This window comes from Bacteroides galacturonicus, from assembly GCF_003096855.1.
In the GTDB taxonomy this organism is placed as follows: Bacteria; Bacillota; Clostridia; order Lachnospirales; family Lachnospiraceae; genus Lachnospira; species Lachnospira rogosae.
The window spans coordinates 234,307-255,531 of record NZ_QEOA01000006.1 but is presented as its reverse complement, the minus strand read 5'-3'; the positions used below and the strand labels follow the sequence as shown (position 1 = coordinate 255,531).

16 protein-coding genes and 1 other annotated feature are annotated in these 21,225 nt (G+C 37.0%); of the genes, 15 read left to right on the top strand and 1 reads right to left on the bottom strand.

All coding sequences use genetic code 11. The annotated features are described in order from the left end of the window. The first annotated feature begins 163 nt into the window (after positions 1-163). Both C7390_RS09810 and C7390_RS09805 read left to right on the top strand, forming a co-directional pair. Positions 164-541, top strand: a complete 378-nt coding sequence (locus tag C7390_RS09810) for a RidA family protein (RefSeq protein ID WP_022501237.1) — start codon at positions 164-166, stop codon at positions 539-541. Beyond that, positions 532-1,500, top strand: coding sequence for a CPBP family intramembrane glutamic endopeptidase (locus tag C7390_RS09805; protein WP_116444128.1), 969 nt, complete (start codon positions 532-534; stop codon positions 1,498-1,500). The genes C7390_RS09810 and C7390_RS09805 overlap by 10 nt, the downstream gene beginning before the upstream one ends. Positions 1,501-1,640: 140 nt before the next feature. On the opposite strand, the gene C7390_RS09800 is transcribed toward C7390_RS09805, so the two are convergent. Beyond that, on the bottom strand, positions 1,641-1,817 hold the full coding sequence (locus C7390_RS09800) for a YjfB family protein (protein ID WP_116444127.1): 177 nt from the start codon (positions 1,815-1,817) through the stop codon (positions 1,641-1,643). 181 nt (positions 1,818-1,998) lie between these two features. Here C7390_RS09800 and C7390_RS09795 point away from each other — a divergent pair, with 181 nt between their 5' ends. The 13 genes from C7390_RS09795 to C7390_RS09735 all read left to right on the top strand — a co-directional run bounded on the left by C7390_RS09795 (position 1,999) and on the right by C7390_RS09735 (position 20,749). Continuing rightward, positions 1,999-2,673 carry a YitT family protein gene (locus C7390_RS09795; protein WP_116444126.1) on the top strand — a complete coding sequence of 225 codons (675 nt, stop codon included), beginning with the start codon at positions 1,999-2,001 and terminating at the stop codon, positions 2,671-2,673. 173 nt (positions 2,674-2,846) lie between these two features. Continuing rightward, positions 2,847-3,962, top strand: a complete 1,116-nt coding sequence (locus C7390_RS09790; RefSeq protein ID WP_116444125.1) for an ABC transporter ATP-binding protein — start codon at positions 2,847-2,849, stop codon at positions 3,960-3,962. 160 nt (positions 3,963-4,122) lie between these two features. After that, positions 4,123-5,214, top strand: a complete 1,092-nt coding sequence (locus tag C7390_RS09785; RefSeq protein WP_022501242.1) for a PucR family transcriptional regulator — start codon at positions 4,123-4,125, stop codon at positions 5,212-5,214. 18 nt (positions 5,215-5,232) lie between these two features. Further along, a complete protein-coding gene (gene ftsE / locus C7390_RS09780; protein WP_022501243.1) occupies positions 5,233-5,919 on the top strand; it encodes a cell division ATP-binding protein FtsE in 687 nt (228 codons plus the stop codon). Beyond that, entirely contained in the window at positions 5,909-6,817 is a 909-nt protein-coding gene (gene ftsX / locus C7390_RS09775; protein WP_022501244.1) for a permease-like cell division protein FtsX, read from the top strand. Before ftsE ends, ftsX begins: the two co-directional genes overlap by 11 nt. Before the next feature lie 206 nt (positions 6,818-7,023). Continuing rightward, a complete protein-coding gene (locus tag C7390_RS09770; RefSeq protein WP_318295654.1) occupies positions 7,024-8,217 on the top strand; it encodes a murein hydrolase activator EnvC family protein in 1,194 nt (397 codons plus the stop codon). Between the two features lie 28 nt (positions 8,218-8,245). After that, positions 8,246-9,682: a S41 family peptidase gene (locus C7390_RS09765; RefSeq protein ID WP_242854078.1), complete on the top strand. Its 1,437-nt coding sequence runs from the start codon at positions 8,246-8,248 to the stop codon at positions 9,680-9,682. Positions 9,683-9,923: 241 nt separating this feature from the next. Further along, the gene (uvrB, locus tag C7390_RS09760; RefSeq protein WP_022501247.1) at positions 9,924-11,924 is read left to right on the top strand and encodes an excinuclease ABC subunit UvrB; all 2,001 of its coding nucleotides are present in this window, start codon (positions 9,924-9,926) and stop codon (positions 11,922-11,924) included. A 202-nt stretch (positions 11,925-12,126) separates the two neighbouring features. Beyond that, positions 12,127-14,961 carry an excinuclease ABC subunit UvrA gene (gene uvrA / locus C7390_RS09755; protein WP_116444123.1) on the top strand — a complete coding sequence of 945 codons (2,835 nt, stop codon included), beginning with the start codon at positions 12,127-12,129 and terminating at the stop codon, positions 14,959-14,961. A 187-nt stretch (positions 14,962-15,148) separates the two neighbouring features. Then, positions 15,149-16,645: an HAD-IA family hydrolase gene (locus tag C7390_RS09750; protein WP_116444122.1), complete on the top strand. Its 1,497-nt coding sequence runs from the start codon at positions 15,149-15,151 to the stop codon at positions 16,643-16,645. A 620-nt stretch (positions 16,646-17,265) separates the two neighbouring features. Then, positions 17,266-18,840 (top strand): glutamine-hydrolyzing GMP synthase, encoded by a 1,575-nt coding sequence (guaA, locus tag C7390_RS09745; protein ID WP_022204477.1) that lies wholly within the window; start codon positions 17,266-17,268, stop codon positions 18,838-18,840. A 106-nt stretch (positions 18,841-18,946) separates the two neighbouring features. Continuing rightward, positions 18,947-19,597: an HAD family hydrolase gene (locus tag C7390_RS09740; protein ID WP_116444121.1), complete on the top strand. Its 651-nt coding sequence runs from the start codon at positions 18,947-18,949 to the stop codon at positions 19,595-19,597. Between the two features lie 46 nt (positions 19,598-19,643). After that, positions 19,644-19,896: a binding site (T-box leader), on the top strand. A gap of 61 nt (positions 19,897-19,957) precedes the next feature. Then, positions 19,958-20,749 (top strand): class I SAM-dependent methyltransferase, encoded by a 792-nt coding sequence (locus C7390_RS09735; protein WP_318295653.1) that lies wholly within the window; start codon positions 19,958-19,960, stop codon positions 20,747-20,749. The last annotated feature ends 476 nt before the right edge of the window (positions 20,750-21,225 follow it).

Sequence of the window (21,225 nt, the reverse complement as noted above, 5' to 3'; positions counted from 1 at the left end):
TAAAATGAAAATAATAATAGTTCTAAAACAATATTTCTTGAATAAAGATAACTATTGTTATACAATTTAACCTGATGTGAATGATATATGTGTAATTTCAGATTAGATATGCACAGTTACACATCAACTTATATATATGCGAAGGCATTAGAAGGAGGATAATATGCAGAAAGTTATTAGTACAGACAAAGCTCCAAGTGCAATTGGACCATACTCACAGGCTATTGAGATTAATGGAATGGTGTATACATCAGGTGTTATTCCGGTTATTCCAGCAACAGGAGAAATTGCTGAGGGCGGAGTAGAGGCTCAGGCAGAACAGGCTTTTAAAAATCTTTGCAATCTTGTAGAAGAGTCAGGTTCAAAGGTTGAGAATATTGTAAAGACAACAGTATTTATTAAAGAAATGAATGATTTTGGAAAGATTAATGAAATCTATAAGAAGTACTTCAAAGAACCATTTCCAGCTCGTTCTTGTGTAGAAGTTGCAAGACTTCCTAAAGATGTATTACTTGAAGTGGAAGCTATCGCATGGAAGTAAAAAAGATTAATTGTTTTATGCCGGTATTGATTGTTTCGTATGTATTTCTTTCATCATTAGTATCATTGCTGATGGTTGTGGCAATTAATCAGCTGGGTATTCATATACCAGGCTGGGTGTCTTACGTTATCAGCGAGACAGTCATTATTGTAATAGGGCTTATATATATTGCTGTTATGGGAATAAGCATAAAGCGAGATATGCAATATCATATAATTGCATTTAAAGATGTAATTGTTTCTGTACTTGCGGGTTATATGATGATACCTATGGTGCTGTTTATTAACAACGTTTCAATGCTTTTTTCAAAGAATTATCTTGAGGCGGCATCACAGACGTTGCTAACATATCCATTTGTGGTACAGATTATACTTATGGCAGTTATACCAGCATTTGTTGAAGAATTCATATTCAGAGGCTTGTTTTATGGAACGTATAGAAAATGCGGAGTATTAAAGGGAGCTCTTATGAGTGGTCTTGTGTTTGGATTATTCCACCTTAATATTAACCAGTTCTGTTATGCGTTTGTCATTGGTGTTGTATTTGCGTTTTTGGTAGAGGCTACAGGTTCTATATGGTCATCAGTGCTTGCACATTTTGCGATTAATACTTATTCAATTACGATTATACAGCTTCTTAAGATTACAGGTACTTATGATACAATGCAGGAAGCGGCTGGTGAAACAGTAGTACAGAGTTCGTCAATTTCTATGTTACTGACACTTGCTATGCTTCTTGGAGTATCGATTGGATTTATGTCGCTTGTGTATCTGTGCATTAAGAAAATGGCACAGCATAATGGAAGATGGGAATATATCGTTAATGATGTGAAATCTTTCAGAGTGCAAGAAAATGCTGCGTCAGAACAGTCAGTTCCGCAGCAGAGGATTATGACAGTTCCGGCAATCATTACAGTTATTGCAGTTGTTATATATATGATTGCAAGTGAAATATTTTAATTGAGAAATTCAATGAGTTAAGATAATTAATAATGAGCATAATTCGTATGCAGAATAATACGCCGTCAGTTATCAATAAAGATAATTGACGGCGTATTATTGGTTTAATGTATCAGATAAAAGGAGTAAGAAATATTCCGTTATATACGAATATCAATATTCTGTCCTAATTCAGGATTAACAGATGCTTCCATCATCTTAGTAAGACTATCTCCTGATGTCTCAAGAGTGTCAAGAGATTGTCTGAGCACAGCAACCTGAACATCATTCACTACATTGATTGTACTTAAGTTAGTAGATAATTCAGCTATGTCCATATATAAATCCTCTCTTCTTTGGAATAATTAATAGATTAATATAATTATAAGCACATAACAGCCATAATGCAAGGGTAAATAGCTGAATATATATAAAGATACTGCAAAAAATAGTAACAGGACAATAAGCAGGGAGGCTGGATAATAAAGATAATAAGACATAGACCAGGAAATATGGATAATGATAATAAAAGAGAATATTAAAAATATTTATTTAAAATGGATATATATAATCACAGGAACATTTCTTATGGCAATTGCATATAAAAGCATATATGATTCTGCTGGAATGGTTACAGGCGGAATATCAGGAATAAGTATCATAATAAGAAGATTGTCATTAATTGCAAAGGAAAGCTGGAAGTCGGGGTGGCTTCCACAATCTGGCATACCGATATGGCTCACTAATATTATGCTTGATATTCCTTTATTCATATGGGCATACTGCAAAAAAGGCATAGATTATATTAAAGATACGCTTGCTGCTGATGTGCTGCTTACATTTTTTATGGCAGTACTTCCAGCGGATACAAGAGTAGATGTAAGTTATTTAAAGACTGCCATAATTGGAGGCATAATGGCAGGTGTTGGTATTGGAATGGTATTAAGGACTGAGATTACGACGGGGGGAACGGATCTGCTTGCTGGTCTGATTGTTGAAAGAAGCAGATATTTAAGTGTGGTTGTAATTATGAATATAATTGATGCTCTTATAATAATAGCAGGGGCGTTTGTATTTGGAATAAGGGTTACGATGTATGCAATTCTGGCGATTGTTATAACAACTTTTATAGCTGAATTTATTATAAGATGGCATATGAAAGTTAAGAGTTTTGGTGATGTTAGTGAAGATTGATTGAGTAAATTTGTGCAAAATACACATCAATTTAATAATTATGGTAAAAGTGATAAAAAAGCAACTGCGATATTTGGCTAATTACCATATAGCCAAGGACAGGCATTTAGTGTAGAATAAGCAGTATCAGAAAGCGTGCATACGCTTTTTATATTTTAGGAGGAAAGTTTTCAATGGCAAGTTTATCACTTAAAAATGTTTGTAAAGTATATCCTAACGGCTTTGTAGCTGTTAAAGATTTCAACCTTGAAATCGCAGATCAGGAATTTATTATCTTCGTAGGACCATCTGGTTGTGGTAAGTCTACAACTCTTCGTATGATCGCTGGTCTTGAAGAAATCAGTTCTGGTGAATTATGGATCGGAGACAAGCTCGTTAATGATGTAGAGCCTAAGGATAGAGATATCGCTATGGTATTCCAGAATTATGCGTTATATCCACATATGTCAGTATATGACAATATGGCATTTGGTCTTAAGTTAAGAAAGGTACCTAAGGATGAAATAGATAAGTCAGTTCATGAAGCTGCTAAGATTCTTGATATCGAGCACTTACTTGATCGTAAGCCAAAGGCTCTTTCAGGTGGTCAGAGACAGAGAGTTGCTATGGGACGTGCTATCGTTCGTAGTCCTAAGGTATTCCTTATGGATGAGCCTCTTTCAAATCTTGATGCTAAGTTAAGAGTTCAGATGCGTGTTGAGATTTCTAAGCTTCATAAGAGATTACAGACAACAATCATCTACGTTACACATGACCAGACAGAGGCTATGACACTTGGTACAAGAATCGTAGTTCTTAAGGATGGTATTATACAGCAGGTAGATACACCTCAGAACCTTTACAATACACCTAACAACATTTTCGTTGCTGGTTTCATTGGTTCACCTCAGATGAATCTTATCGACGCTACAGTAGCTCAGGAAGGTTCACAGGCAGTTCTTAAGATGAGCGAAGAAGTTACTATCAAACTTCCAGCTGAAAAGAGCAAGAAGCTTATCGATGAAGGTTATGTTGGAAAGACAGTTGTAGTTGGTATCCGTCCAGAAGACGTTAAAGATGATCCAGAATTTATCGCTGCTCATCAGGATACTAAGTTTAAGTCAACAATCAGAGTATATGAATTACTTGGTGCTGAAGTTAACCTTCACTATGAAATCGGTGATGTTACATGTACAGCTAAGGTTAATCCTAGAACAACAGCTCGTCCAGGTGATGAAGTTGAATTCGCTATGGATGTTGCAAGACTTCATGTATTTGATAAGGAAACAGAAATGGTAATTACTCACTAATTACTATACATAATTAGATATTTGTATTATTCAAATATAATTATTTTATAAAATTTAGAGGAAGTGTATAATTTCTATACATTTCCTCTTTTTTTTTTTGTCATTTTGCTTTACAATGATATAGTAAATGTCAAAAAGATGCGAAGGAATGGAGTATAATATGATTTCAAATCAGATTTTACAGACAACCGTTGATGGGTTAAAAGAAATATCACGAGTTGATTTATGTGTTATTGATGCAGAGGGCAAGGTTGTAGCTAAGACATTTGATAATGTTGCTGAATGTACAGCAGATGCACTTGTATTTATAGATTCACCAGCAGATAGTCAGGTGGTTAATGGATATCAGTTCTTTAAGGTTGTTGAAGATGGCAATCTTGAGTATATAATATTGGCTAAGGGAACAACTGATGATGTATTTATGTTAGGAAAGCTTGCAGCATTTCAGATACAGAATCTTTTAGTTGCTTATAAGGAAAGATTTGATAAGGATAACTTTATAAAGAATCTTCTTCTTGATAATCTTCTAAGGGTTGATATGTATACAAGAGCTGAGAAGCTTCATATTGATACGGATGTAAAGAGAGTTGTATATATTATTGAGACTAAGCACGAGAAAGATATTAATGCATTAGAGACAATAAGAACTTTATTTGCTTCAAGAACAAGGGATTTTATCACAGCAGTTGACGAGAAGAGTATAATACTTGTCAGAGAGGTTAAGAGTAATGAAACTTACGAAGACCTTGATAAGACAGCAGAAGTTATTATAGATATGTTAAATACAGAGGCTATGAGTTCTGCTCATATTGCTTATGGTACTATTGTTAATGATATAAGAGAAGTATCACGTTCTTACAAGGAAGCTAATATGGCTCTTGATGTAGGCAAGATATTCTATAGTGACAAGAATGTTGTTGCATATAACAGACTTGGTATTGGACGTTTAATATATCAGCTTCCACTTCCACTTTGTCAGATGTTCATAAGAGAGATATTTGACGGAAAGTCACCTGATGATTTAGATGAGGAGACATTATCAACAATTAACAAGTTCTTTGATAACAGCCTTAATGTATCAGAGACATCAAGACAGTTATATATCCACAGAAATACTCTTGTATACAGACTAGATAAGCTTCAGAAGACTACAGGCCTTGATTTGAGAGTGTTTGATGATGCCATAACATTTAAGATTGCACTTATGGTAGTTAAATATATGAAATATATGGAAAGTAAAGATACATACTAATTTGGAGGAATATTAATAATGATTATAATGGAAGATGTTACCAAAACGTATACATCTGGAGTTCCTGCTTTGAACGGAATTAATCTTCACGTTCAGAAAGGAGAATTCGTGTTTATAGTAGGTAAGAGTGGTTCAGGTAAGTCAACTCTTATAAAGCTTCTTCTTAAGGAACTTGACCCAACATCGGGTAAGATATACGTTAATAAAAAGTACCTTAATAAACTTACAAGAAAGAAGTTACCATATCTTAGAAGAGATATCGGTGTTGTATTTCAGGATTTCAGACTTTTACCAGATCGTAATATATACGATAATATTGCATTTGCACAGAAAGTTGTCGAAGCTCCTAATAAGAAGATTAAGAGCAGGGTTCTTGCTATGCTTTCAATGGTAGGACTTCTTGATAAGTATAAGTCATTTCCTAATGAGTTATCAGGTGGTGAACAGCAGAGAGTTGCCATAGCCAGAGCACTGGTTAATAAGCCAGCTATATTATTGTGCGATGAGCCTACAGGTAACCTTGACCCAGCTAATTCTAATGAGATTATGAAGATATTAGATCAGGTTAACAAGCAGGGAACAACAGTACTTGTTGTTACTCATAATATGGAGATAGTTCAGCAGATGAAGAAGAGAACTATTACTATGAGCGAAGGCAAGATTATCAGTGATTTGGAAAAAGGTGGTTATTTCTATGAAGATTAGATCGTTATTTTATCATATTAAAGACGGATTAAAGAACATCTATCGTAATAGATTGTTCTCTCTTGCGTCTATAGCAACAATTACAGCGTGTATATTCCTTTTTGGTGTATTCTATGCACTTGTATCCAATTTTCAGTATATGATTCATAAGGCTGAGAATGAAGTATGCGTAACAGTATTTTTCGATGAAGGACTTACAGACGCAGATATTAAGAAGCTTGGCGATACGATAAGCCAGCGTAATGAAGTGTCAAGAATTCATTATACATCAGCTGATGAAGCGTGGGAGAATTACAAGGCTGAGTATTTTAAAGATTACCCAGAACTTGCAGAAGGTTTCAAGGATGATAATCCTCTTGCTAATTCTTCATCATATGAGATATATCTTAATGAAGCTTCAAGTCAGGCTACACTTGTAACATACCTTGAAAATCTTGATGGTATAAGACAGGTTAACCGTTCAGAGGCAACAGCAAGTGGACTTGCCAGTGCCGCAAGACTTGTTAGTTACATAACAATAGCAATTATAGTTATTCTTCTTGCAGTATCTATATTCCTTATTACTAACACAATTGTAATAGGTATTACTGTCCGTAAAGAAGAGATTTCTATTATGAAGTATATAGGTGCTACAGATGCATTTGTTAATGCACCATTCTTCGTAGAAGGTATTGTAATTGGACTTGTTGGTTCAATTATTCCAATAGTTATTCTTAGATTTGTATATGAGAATATTATTAATTTTGTTATGAATAAGTTCTCGATACTTCAGAATATTCTTGCATTTATGCCGGTTAATGATGTATTCAGAATACTGGTTCCAGTAGGAATTCTTCTTGGTATCGGAATAGGTGCATTAGGAAGCTTCTTTGCTGTAAGAAAGCACGCTAATGTATAGCAGATAATATTAGCCAGACATAGGACTGCTGCATTGAATTATATGATTATGTATTATATATGAAGATTATATTATGTGATTGTATATGATATGTGGAAGTCCTATTTAAAAATAAAAATGGTATCCGACAGTATAGATTGTTATGCTATTGTTAAGCGGCTGTTTGTATGCATTTTATAAATGGTTTGGCTGAATGGAGGAGTTGTATGAGGAGAGCATTAGCAAAAAGGCTTATTCCATTGTTGATGGTACTTGTGCTTGTAATACCATATTTTGCAGTGTCATATTATGATGTATATGGAGATGATAAGCAGAATCTCAATGATGCTAACAGCAAGAAAAAAGATTTGCAGAGCCAGTATGAACAGACAGAGAAAATAATTGAAGACTTAAAGGCACAGAACGATGATATGATAGCTTATATTGCCCAGCTTGATGCACAGATGTCCAGTGTTGACGGTGAGCTTAATGAGGTTAATGAGCAGGTTGAGCAGATAGAGGCTGAGATAGCGGATACAGAAGAAAAGCTTGCACAGGCAGAGATAGAGGCAGAAGAACAGTATAGTTCAATGAAGCTTAGAATTCAGTTTATGTATGAACATAATGATGAAACATATTTTGCATTGCTTATGAATTCCCAGAGTATGGGTGATATGCTTAATAAGGCGGAATATATTACAAAAATCTCACAGTATGACAGGGAAATGCTTGAAAAATATAATGCTACTGTTACTTATATAACTGTCGCCAAAGCACAGTTAGAAACGGACAGGGAGACACTTGTAACCAAGCAGGAGGAGCTTGAAGATAAGAGAGCTTCACTTTCACTGCTTGAGTCAACCAAGAAGAGTGAAATGGCTTCATTGCAGAAGAATAAGCAGCAGCAGGAGGATTATAAAGCTAAGATAGAAGCTGATATAAAGGCTCAGGACGAATATATTGCCAAGATAGAGGCAGAGATTAAGGCCAAGGAGAATAGTGGAAGTGCCAATGTTGTAAAATATGATGGTGGAAAGTTCAAGTGGCCTACAGAGTCAACAAGGATAACCTCACCTTATGGTGATACAGAGGGCAGAAGCTCTCCGCATAAGGGAATTGATATCGGTGCACTTAACAGAGGCGTTGCGGGTGATGCTATATATGCGGCGTATGATGGTGATGTGGTAATTGCGACATTTAGTTCATCAGCGGGTAATTATATTATGATTAATCATGGTGGTGGATTGTATACAAGATATCTGCATGCTTCAAAGCTTCTTGTCAGTGCAGGAACACATGTAACTAAGGGACAGAAGATAGCACTTATGGGAACAACTGGTGATTCTGACGGAGTTCATCTACATTTTGATGTAAGATATAACGGAAGTTATGTTTCACCTTGGAACTACTTAAGCAAATAAATATTAATAAATGCAGAGGCATATAGGTATGGACAATCAAAATAACAACATTTATTCAAATGATAATGTCAATAGTGATGATTTTAATGCTGGTGATAACATTAATGCAATTAATAATGTTAATGCAGATAATGACATCAATGCCGGTAACAGAATTAATAATAGTGCTTCGGATAATCGTGGAAATATTGGTGATTTGTATGGAATGAATGATTTAAGAAGAAATGCACAGCCGCCAAGAAAGAAGAAATCACAAGGCTTTGCAAGCGGAATGATTATCGGTGCTGTATCAGCATTTATGGCTGTTATACTTCTAATATTAAGTGTGGCAGCAGTGTGTATAGCCAAAGGCTACATTCATATAGGTGTTAATGGAGATGTATATATACAATCTGATGCAGTCACAGATTCAGACGGAATTGGAAGTGAGGTAGAAGGCAAGCTTAATGCAATTGATTCTGTGCTTGAATCCTTTTATTTTGGTGATGTAGATGATGAAACCGCCAAAGATAACATTTACAAGGCGTATCTTAGTTCATATGGTGACAAGTATACCATGTATTATACAGCGGATGAATATAAAGCCTTAAAGGAGTCAACAAATGGCAAGTTCTATGGCATAGGAGCAGTCTGCCAGCTTAGCGGTGAAGGTGGTGTTCTTCTTGTAGATGTATATGATAATGGGGCAGGTTATCAGGCTGGACTCAGGAGTGGCGACAGGGTTGTAAATGTTGATGGCAGGGACATAACAGATATGGAGCTTTCATCAGCCGTTGCACTTATTAAAGGCGACAAGGGTACATCTGTCACGCTGGAGGTCATTCGTGGAACTGAGCGACTGACATTTTCTGCGGTAAGAGATGCTGTTGAAGCAAAGACAGTGTCATATACACTTCTTGATAATAATATAGGTTATCTTTCGATATCACAGTTTGAGGAGGTAACAACAAAGCAGTTCAAGGCGGCTGTTGAAGATTTGCAGTCACAGGGTATGAAAGGACTTGTAATTGATATAAGAAACAATCCAGGTGGATTGCTTGATACGGTTGTAGGTATGCTTAAATATATGCTTCCTGACGGACTTATTGTGTATACAGAGGATAAGCAGGGCAATAGAAAAGAGTATAAAGGTCAGGATAATGATGAGTTCAATCTGCCACTGGCAGTCATTGTAAATGGCAATAGTGCCAGTGCCTCAGAGATATTTGCAGGTGCTATACAGGATTATGGCAAAGGAACGATAATTGGAACCCAGACATATGGCAAAGGAATTGTGCAGACAGTTAAACCACTTACAGATGGAAGTGCAATAAAGTTCACAATTGCCAAGTATTTTACACCAAAGGGTCAGGATATACACGGAAAAGGTGTTACTCCGGATATGGTAGTGGAATATGATACTGATGCAGATGTTGATACCCAGCTTGATGCGGCAATTAAGAATGTGGAAGCACAGATTAATTAAATATATGCAAATGGAAAATATATAAATTACAGTAAGCCTGATGGCTGATATGCAGATTGGCAGTTTGTTGAAATCTGTTGTGTATCAGCAGTCAGGTGATTTTTGTTATAAAATGAAACAAATGTTCTGTTTTTGATAGACAAAGGCATTTATTTGTAGTAAAATCAATATATAAGGTAAATACTATTAAATAATATTGTTGTTGACTATTTTACTATAGATTAACGAAGGGAGAATTGTTATGGAATTCAAGTTACACGCTCCTTATAAACCGACAGGAGATCAGCCCCGTGCAATAGAGAAGCTTGTGCAGGGATTTGAAGAGGGTAATCAGTTCGAGACACTTGTCGGTGTTACAGGCTCTGGTAAGACATTTACTATGGCAAACATTATCCAGCATGTACAGAAGCCTACTCTTATAATCAGTCATAATAAAACATTAGCAGCACAGCTGTACTCTGAGATGAAAGAGTTCTTTCCTGAGAATGCAGTAGAGTATTTTGTTTCTTATTATGATTATTATCAGCCGGAGGCTTATGTGCCACAGAGCGATACTTATATAGCCAAGGATTCTTCGATTAATGACGAGATAGATAAGTTAAGACATTCAGCAACAGCGGCACTGTCTGAAAGAAATGATGTAATCATAGTTGCTTCAGTTTCATGTATATATGGATTAGGTGCACCTATTGATTATAAGAATATGGTTATCTCACTTCGTCCAGGTATGGAAAAAGACAGGGATGAAATGATAAGAAAGCTTATAGATATACAGTATATGCGCAATGACCAGGATTTTAAGCGAGGAACATTCAGGGTAAGGGGAGATGTTGTAGAGATATATCCGTCAGCTTCCAGTGGAGATGCTGTGAGAGTCGAGTTCTTTGGTGATGAGATAGACAGGATAAGCGAGATTGATTCTCTTACCGGTGAGGTTAAATGTAACCTTGACCATGTTGCTATATTTCCTAATTCACATTATGTTGTTGAAAAAGAGAAGATGGAAAAGGCGATTGAGAATATAAAGAAAGAGCTTGCAGAGAGAATAGAGTATTTTAAGAGTGAGGATAAGCTTCTTGAGGCACAGAGAATAGAAGAACGAACGAACTTTGATATAGAGATGATGCAGGAAACAGGCTTCTGTTCAGGTATTGAGAATTATTCAAGACATTTAGCAGGGCTTCCGGCAGGGTGTCCACCATATACGCTTATGGACTATTTTCCAGATGATTTTATGATTATTGTCGATGAGTCACATATAACTATTCCACAGATAAGGGGAATGTATGCAGGCGATCAGGCAAGAAAGACGACACTTGTAGACTATGGCTTCAGGCTTCCTTCAGCGAAGGATAACAGACCGCTTAATTTTCAGGAGTTTGAGAGCAAGATATCACAGATGCTTTTTGTATCTGCTACGCCTAGCAGGTATGAGGAAGAACACGAACTTATGAGGGCAGAGCAGATTATAAGGCCTACAGGACTTCTTGATCCAGAGATAACAGTTAGACCAATAGAGGGTCAGATAGATGATCTTATAAGTGAGATTAATAAGGAAGTTGAGAAAAAGAATAAGATACTTGTAACTACACTTACCAAGCGTATGGCAGAGGATCTCACAGATTATCTTAAGGAAGTCGGCATAAGAGTTAAGTATCTTCATGCGGATATTGATACACTAGAGCGACAGAAGATTATAAGGGATATGCGACTTGACGGATTCGATGTGCTTGTTGGTATCAATCTGCTTAGAGAGGGACTTGATATTCCAGAGATAAGTCTTGTGGCTATTCTTGATGCTGATAAAGAGGGCTTCTTAAGAACAGAGACTTCACTTATCCAGACGATAGGACGAGCTGCCAGAAATGCAGAGGGACACGTTATTATGTATGCAGATACTATAACAGAGTCTATGGAAAAGGCTATATCTGAGACGGAAAGACGTAGAAAGATACAGCAGGAGTACAATGAGGTACACGGAATAACCCCTCAGACTATAAAGAAGGCAGTAAGAGATCTTATAAGTATATCTAAGGCAGCAGAAGCAGATAATTCAAATGGAAGGCTTGATGTAGATTATGAATCTATGAGCATTAAAGATCTTGAAAAGGTTAAGAAGCAGATTGAGAAAAATATGCGTAAGGCTGCAGCAGAGCTTGACTTTGAACAGGCGGCTATGCTTCGTGATAAGATGATCGAGATTAATAAGTATATTTATGAGGATAAGAAGTCAGGCAGATAGAATTAATAGCTATTATACAAGGTGAGGCTATAAGTTCAAAAGCAATATTACGCAGTCAGGAATGACAGGCAGATATTATCATTACAGTATTATATGATGTATGTGTCATAATTATAAAAAGCAGTTGCTGTTTACAGAAAAAGCATTATGTAATTGAGATGATTAAGGATTAAGAAAGAAGAAATAACGGAGAAAATAGAATATGGAAAAAGGCGATTACAGGAATTATATAAGAATAAGAGGTGCAAGTGAGCATAATCTTAAAAATATTGATGTAGATATACCAAGGGACAGTCTTGTAGTACTTACAGGTCTGTCTGGTTCTGGTAAGTCAAGTCTTGCCTTTGACACTATATATGCAGAAGGCCAGAGAAGATATATGGAGTCATTATCTTCATATGCAAGGCAATTCTTAGGACAGATGGAAAAGCCGGCGGTAGAGAGCATAGAAGGACTTTCACCAGCTATTTCCATAGACCAGAAGTCAACTAACAGAAATCCACGTTCAACAGTTGGAACTGTTACAGAGATATATGATTATTTCAGATTATTATATGCAAGAATAGGTACACCACATTGTCCAAAGTGTGGCAAAGTAATCAACAAGCAGACTGTAGACCAGATGGTTGATACTATTATGGAGCTTCCAGAAAGAACAAAGATACAGATATTAGCTCCAGTTGTAAGAGGAAGAAAAGGTGAACATAAGAAGCTTTTTGAACAGGCTAAAAAGAGTGGTTATGTAAGAGTTATTGCTGATGGCAATATGTATGAGCTTACAGATGAGATAAATCTTGATAAGAACAAGAAGCATAATATAGAAATTGTTGTTGACCGTCTTGTAGTTAAAGATGGAATTAACAAAAGACTTACAGACTCAATAGAAACAGCACTTAAGCTTGCAGAGGGACTTATGACAGTTGATGTTATAGATGGTGAGCCGATTAACTTTTCACAGAGCTTTTCGTGTCCGGATTGTGGCATAAGCATAGATGAGATAGAGCCAAGAAGCTTTTCGTTCAACAATCCATTTGGTGCGTGTCCTGATTGTTACGGACTTGGTTATACAATGAATTTTGATGCAGAGCTTCTTATACCAGATGATTCATTAAGCATCGATGAGGGAGCTATAGTTGGTATGGGATGGCAGTCTGTAAAGGATGAGGGCAGCTTTTCAAGGGCTATTATGAGTGCACTTGCAAAGGAATATAACTTCAGTTTATCAACACCATTTAAGGATTATCCAGATGATATTAAGGATATGATTATAAATGGTACTAAAGGCAGAAGTGTTAAAGTGCATTACAAAGGCCAGAGAGGCGTTGGAGAATACGATATAGCATTTGAAGGCCTTATCCATAATATGGAGAAAAGATATAGGGAAACTTACTCAGACAGTGCAAAGCAGCAGTATGAGGAATTCATGCGCATAAGACCTTGTAAGTCCTGCCACGGACAGAGATTAAAGCCATCATCTCTTGCTGTTACGATAGCAGATAAGAATATATATCAGATTACGGATATGTCTATTGTTAAGTTAAAGAAGTTCTTAGATGAGCTTGAACTTACAGACAGACAGAAGTTTATCGGTGCAGATATACTTAAGGAGATTAAGGCAAGAATACAGTTTCTTATGGATGTAGGACTTGATTATCTTTCATTATCAAGAGCAACAGGTACGCTTTCAGGTGGTGAGGCACAGAGAATAAGACTTGCGACACAGATAGGTTCAGGACTTGTTGGTGTGGCTTATATACTTGATGAGCCAAGTATCGGACTTCATCAGAGAGATAACGACAAGCTGCTTGGGACACTTATACATTTGCGTGATCTTGGTAACTCAGTTATTGTGGTTGAACACGATGAAGATACTATGCGTGCCGCAGATTATATTGTTGATATAGGACCGGGTGCCGGACGTAATGGAGGAGAAGTTGTTGCGACAGGAACAGCAGCTGATATTATGGCATGCAAGGATTCGCTTACAGGTGCATATCTTAGCGGAAGAATCAGGATTCCAGTGCCGGCGAAGAGAAGAAAGCCGACAGGCTGGATAACTGTTAAGGGTGCAAGGGAGAATAATCTTAAAAATATTGATGTTGATATACCACTCGGAGTATTTACATGTGTAACAGGTGTATCGGGTTCAGGAAAGAGTTCCCTAGTGAATGAAATTCTGTATAAGCACCTTGCTAAGTCTTTAAACCGTGCAAGATGTATCGCTGGTGACCATGATGATATTACAGGAATCGAGCAGCTTGATAAGGTTATAGATATTGACCAGTCGCCAATAGGAAGAACTCCACGTTCTAATCCTGCGACATATACAGGTGTATTTGATATGATAAGGGATCTTTTTGCTTCAACAACAGATGCTAAGGAAAGAGGTTATAACAAAGGACGTTTCAGCTTTAATGTAAAGGGAGGACGTTGTGAGGCTTGTTCCGGAGATGGTATTATCAAGATAGAAATGCATTTCCTGCCTGATGTATATGTTCCTTGTGAAGTGTGTGACGGAAAGCGTTATAACAGGGAAACACTTGAAGTTAAGTATAAGGGAAAGAGCATATATGATGTACTTGATATGACAGTTGAGGATGCAGTTGATTTCTTTGAAAATGTGCCATCAGTCAGAAGAAAAATAGAAACTCTTAATGACGTTGGACTTTCATACATTAAGTTAGGACAGCCATCTACAGAGCTTTCAGGTGGAGAGGCACAGAGAATAAAGCTTGCTACAGAGCTTTCAAAAAGAAGTACAGGAAAGACTATATACATTCTTGATGAGCCTACAACAGGACTTCATTTTGCAGACGTCCACAAGCTTGTTGATATACTTCATAAGCTTGCGGAGGGCGGTAACACTGTTGTTGTTATCGAGCATAATCTTGATGTTATCAAAACAGCCGATTATATTATAGATATGGGACCAGAAGGCGGCGACAGAGGTGGTACAGTTATTGCAAAGGGTACACCAGAAGAGGTTGCCAAGGTTAAGAAGTCTTATACGGGACAGTATGTTAAGAAGTATTTATAAGGATGGTGCAGATGACGGCATTGTGGATGAAAGTTCAATGATAGAAGATGTTTAAAGTCTCTAAATTGGCAAATTTGAAAATTGCAGGTGCTGGTCAGCGTTATAAATTATAAAAACATATCTTTTATAGTTACTTTAAATAATATAAAGTGTAAAAATACGATATTTGATTGCTAGGAGAAGAAAAATGGTATCAGGCATTATATTTGATATGGATGGCGTTCTTATAGATTCAGAAAGACAGTCTAATGAGGGCTGGCTATGGGCGGCAGGGCAGCTTGGAGTGGATATGCCCATGTGGCTTATAGACAGCTTTAAGGGTGCTCCGGCAGAGCTTTGCTGCAAGTTCTTTGATGATTATTACAAGGGTGTGATAGATTATTGGGAAGCGAAGGAGCTTAGAACACAGCATGTATACAAGATAAGGGAAACAGAAGGTATTCCTGTTAAAAAGGGCGTAAAGGACATATTTGAATATATAAGAAATAATGGATTAAAGTGTGCAGTTGCTACATCAACAAGGCGTGAAAGTGCTGAGAAAACACTTCATGAAATAGGAGTGTGGGATTATCTTGATGCGGTTGTATATGGAGATGAAGTCGAACATGGAAAGCCAGAACCAGATATATTCCTTCGTGCGGCTAAGGCAATAGGCGTAAATCCGTCAGAGGCAGTAGTAGTTGAGGACAGCATTAATGGCATTAAGGCTGGATATGCGGCAGATATGAGAGTTGTTCATATTCCCGATACAATAGCAATAGATGATGATATCAGGAAGCTTACATATATGGTATGTGCTGACCTTAATGGACTTATTGATGTTGTGGAAAGTATTAACAAACCAGTTATTAACAGGGAAAATGTTATCAATGCATTTGCAGAGTATGTAAGAAATTATGACCCATCAGATGAAAAGATAAAGCTTAAGATAGATCATACATACAGAGTAGCAGGATTGTGTCAAAGAATTGCAGAATCATTAGGTTTAAGTGAACCGGATGTGGATATTGCGTGGCTTCTTGGAATGTTACACGACATAGGAAGATTTGAGCAGATAAGGCGTTTCGGTACATTTAATGATGTCCAGTCAGTAGACCATGCAGAATTCGGGGCAGATCTGCTGTTTAAGGAAGGTCTTATAAGGAAGTTTGCAGAAGGGTATTATGAAGAATGTGAGCTTGCGGAGCCTGAAAATCAAGAAGATGAGCAGATAATAAAAAATAATGAGCACCACAATAAAGATACAGGACTTCTTGAAATGGCAATAAGACAGCATAATAAGTATCGTGTAAAAGAAGACCTCACCGAAAGACAGCGTATGTTTTGTGATATACTGCGTGATGCAGATAAGGTTGACATATTTAAGGTAAATGCAGATATTCCTATGGAGATTATATATGATGTAACAACAGAGGAACTTAAGAATGGAATCATAACCAAAGAGGTACTTGAGAGTTTTTATAAGAAGGAAACAGTACTTAAAAGTGTAAGAAGGAGTGCAGTTGACCATATAGTAGGGCATATATCACTGCTTTTTGAACTTGTGTATAAAGAAAGTTATAGACAGGCCAAGGAACAAGGTTATGTATATAAACTGCTGGATTTTAAGTCTGATGTACCTGAGGTTAATGCAGAATTTGACGATATGAGGAAATATGTAGACGAGTTCCTTATGGAAATATAAAGCTGTATAAATCTGAAATTAAGCGGTATAAGCATACAACAGATTAATAATAGGAGGTTGTGTTGTATGGATTGTAATAAAGATTGAAGAATATGCTTGTCATTATACCGCTTGTTTACTATAATAAATGTATATATGAGTTGTAGATGTGTTATATATACTGATATATACTTTAAAAGCAATGGAAAGAAATATAAAACAATAAGAGCTGTAAATTGATATAAAAAATTGTTATGTAGAATATCTAATTAATATATGTGTGTGTTATATGTATATATTATATATGTATATGTTATATATATGTATATTATGATACCAGGGGCACAAGGTCTAAACCCACATGGGCTCGCTCATAGGTGGGTTTAGACCTTGTGACACGCCCCCCGATATGAGCATAAAAGTGGGATGATAATCTCACGATATGTGAATATTGGGTAGGATTGTGGGAGTGCATAGCACGGAACAATCCGTAGGTATCAAAGTCGGGGCTTTTGACCCCTACATAATATTATTTATATATGCATATTGTGTCTGGATATTTTTTATGATTAGCTGATTAAAGTATAGAAATGCATATAAATATATCTTCAGCGCAAACTTATGATTAGGAAAGGGACAATATGAATCAGGAAAAGGTTATAGTTATTGACTTTGGCGGACAGTACAATCAGTTAGTTGCACGTCGTGTCCGTGAATGTAACGTATATTGTGAGATATATTCTTACAAAACACCTCTTGAGCAGATTAAGGCGATGAACCCTAAAGGAATTATCCTTACAGGTGGTCCGAATAGCTGCTATGAAGAAGGTTCACCTACTTGTACTAAAGAGCTTTTTGAACTTGGTGTTCCAGTGCTTGGATTATGTTATGGTGCTCAGCTTATGCAGCACGTTCTTGGCGGCAAGGTTGAGAAAGCTCCAGTAAGAGAGTATGGAAAGACAGAGACATTTGTTGATAAGAGCAGTGCTTTATTTGGAGATGTTTCAGAAAAGACTATCGTGTGGATGAGCCATTTTGACTACATTTCACAGGTTGCTCCAGGATTTAAGATAATTGCACATACAGCAGACTGTCCAGTGGCAGCAGCAGAGTGTTCAGAAAAGAACCTCTATGCAATCCAGTTCCATCCAGAAGTTCTTCATACACAGGAAGGTACAAAGATGCTTCACAACTTTGTGCGTGGAGTATGCGGATGTGCTGGAACCTGGAAAATGGATGCATTTGTAGAGAATACTATTAAGGAAATACGTGAAAAGGTTGGCGATGGTAAAGTATTACTTGCACTTTCTGGTGGAGTTGATTCATCAGTGGCAGCAGGTCTTCTTTCAAGAGCTATCGGAAAGCAGCTTACATGCGTATTCGTAGACCATGGTCTTCTTCGTAAGAACGAGGGCGATGAGGTTGAAAGCGTATTCGGTCCAGAAGGACAGTTTGACCTTAACTTTATAAGGGTAAATGCACAGGAAAGATATTACTCTAAGCTTGCAGGTGTTACTGAACCAGAGGCTAAGAGAAAGATAATCGGTGAAGAGTTCATTCGTGTGTTTGAGGAAGAAGCCAAGAAGATTGGTGCAGTTGACTTTCTTGCACAGGGAACTATATATCCAGACGTTGTAGAGAGTGGACTTGGCGGTGAATCAGCGGTAATCAAGTCACATCACAATGTAGGAGGTCTTCCAGATTTCGTTGATTTCAAGGAGATTATTGAGCCACTCCGTGACTTATTCAAGGATGAAGTACGTAAGGCTGGTCTTGAACTTGGCATACCAGAACATCTTGTATTCCGTCAGCCATTCCCAGGTCCAGGACTTGGAATAAGAATTATCGGCGAAGTAACAGGCGACAAGGTTCGTATCGTACAGGATGCCGATTACATCTACCGTGAAGAAGTAGACAAGGCAGTAGAAGCCTACAAGAAAGAAAATGGCAAGGCACCAGCCTGGATGCCAAACCAGTACTTTGCAGCCCTCACTAATATGCGTTCAGTTGGTGTTATGGGTGATGAAAGAACTTATGACTACGCAGTTGCACTTCGTGCAGTCAATACAATTGACTTTATGACAGCCGAAAGTGCCGAGATACCATTTGAGGTACTCCAGACGGTTATGAGTAGAATTATAAATGAGGTGCGCGGGGTTAATAGGGTATTCTATGACCTGACTAGTAAGCCACCGGGAACGATTGAGTTTGAATAACGGATTAAAATGCCGAAAGCCTGTATTTATACGGGTTTCCGGCATTTGTTTTATCAAATGGCTCTAGTTTGGCTCTATTTGTGGGCGGAGTAATGGAGGATATAATATGAATGTAATTTTTGATATGGATGGGTTGATGTTTGATACGGAAAAAGTATTTATTATGGCCTGGGACTATGCGGGGGAAAAGATGGGGATAGGTAAGGCAGGATATATGGTTTATAAGACCTTGGGTATGAATATTGTCTCATCTTATAATGTATGGAAAGAAGAATTTGGAGATAGATACAATCAAGAAGAGTTAAGAAAGTATACAAAGGTTTTTTTACAAAATTATTATAGTGGAAATAAAGTTCCTGTAAAGAAAGGGCTTTATAATCTGCTAAGCTATTTAAAAGATAATGATTGCAATATGGCAGTGGCTTCTTCATCTCCACGCTGGGAGGTTGAGAAACATTTAAAAGATGCAGGCATATATGATTATTTTACTGGAATTGTCTGTGGAGATATGGTTCAAAACTCAAAGCCTAATCCGGAGATTTATTTAAAAGCTTGTGAATTATTAGGAGCAAATCCAGCGGAATGTTATGCCTTGGAGGATTCAAAGAATGGCTTACTATCGGCATATAAAGCTGGATGTAAAGCAATTATGGTTCCAGATTTATGGCAACCAGATGACGAAATATTAAGTATTATTGCCGGAAAGTATGAAGATTTAGATGAAGTGAAAGCTGCTTTTGAGAGATTTCAAATATAATGGTAAAAATTGGAATTGACAAAAGACAATTATGAATCTATTATGTTAAAAAGCGATGAAAAGAGATAGTAAATATTTTGGATATCACAGAGAGGAGTTGCTTGGTGGAAAACTCTATTGAAGAAATATTGAACCAGTCTTGGAGCCGTGTACCGAGTGAGATATTTATTAGGCTACACTGGGAACGCCCATTATAGCGTCAGAGTATCGAAAGAGATTTCCGTACTTGCTAAGGTCTATATTGCGAGATATAGATGAATTAAGGTGGTAACACGAAGCTATCAGCTATCGTCCTTAAAGTAAATTTAAGGAGGGTAGCTTTTTTAATACATAAAAATAATAGAATCGGAGGAATTAGTGATGAATTATGTTGTTGACAGTTACGAGAATTACAAAGAGGAAAATCGTTTGACTACAAATAATGCAAGAAGAATTGAATTTGTAACAACTACAAGAGTTTTGGATGAGATTATCGGCACCAAGAGTAAAATATTAGATTGTGCAGCAGGAACAGGAATTTATGCTTTCTGGCTTGCAGATAAGGGGCATGATGTAACTGCTACAGATATTACGCCAAGGCATATAGACATTATTAATCGAACTCTTACCAATAAAAATTATCATATGAATACTTCTGTTTTGGATGCTACAGATATGTCCTGTTTCGCAGATGATTCATTTGATATTGTTCTCAATATGGGACCATTTTATCATTTGATTACGGAAGAGCAGAGAGAAAAATGCATGAAGGAATGTCTAAGAGTGTTAAGGAAAGGCGGGCTTTTGGTTACTGCGTACATTCCAAGATACTATGTTTTTCAATATATTGTTACGAGCAATGAAAAATATTTGGATGAACACTTGGCGAAACAACTTATTGAAACTGGTGTGCTAAAGCATGATGATGAGAAGTGCTTTTGGACAGATACTTATTACTCATCAAAAGATGAAATGGAATCAATTTATCAAAGATATGGATTAAAAATTGTAGACCATTTCGCCCAAGATGGTTTAGCTCCTCTTTTATCGCAAAAGGTTGACAAATGGGATGAAAATCAGTTCAAAACTTGGTGCGACTATCATTATAGTGTATGCCGTGAACAGTCGGTTTTAGGAGCAAGTAATCATGTTATTATAATTGGGAGAAAATAATAAGATTTTGAAAGACATAACATTTATCCTTGCAGAAGCATTAGTTCTTATGTTAGGATACTATCTAAGGAAAGTACCCATGACAGGGTGGTAGCCTCCCGAGTTTTATGATACCGGGCAACCGGAATACATAGGAAGGGGTGCTAGGTGCCAGTGTCACCTGTTTAGCACCGACCGAAACGGAGTGTAGACGTGGCGCCGATGACGGCTTATGAGATTATTTCGATTTTCATTGGGATATTAGCATTGTTGATGTGCTTTGGTAGCTTGATTGTAGCGTTGCTTGCCTTTCTCGATAAAGAGAAAAGATCTTCGAGGAAGATCAGGCGAAAATAAAAATGCCTATCCTGTCTGATCCACAGGATAGGCGGTGTCCTTAAGGACATTCGTTAACCTAAACTTGGAGCATCCACCTTTGGAGTGGGTGCTTTCTGTTTAATTAGATATTATCACCTTATGTCTGATAATTCAAGAGG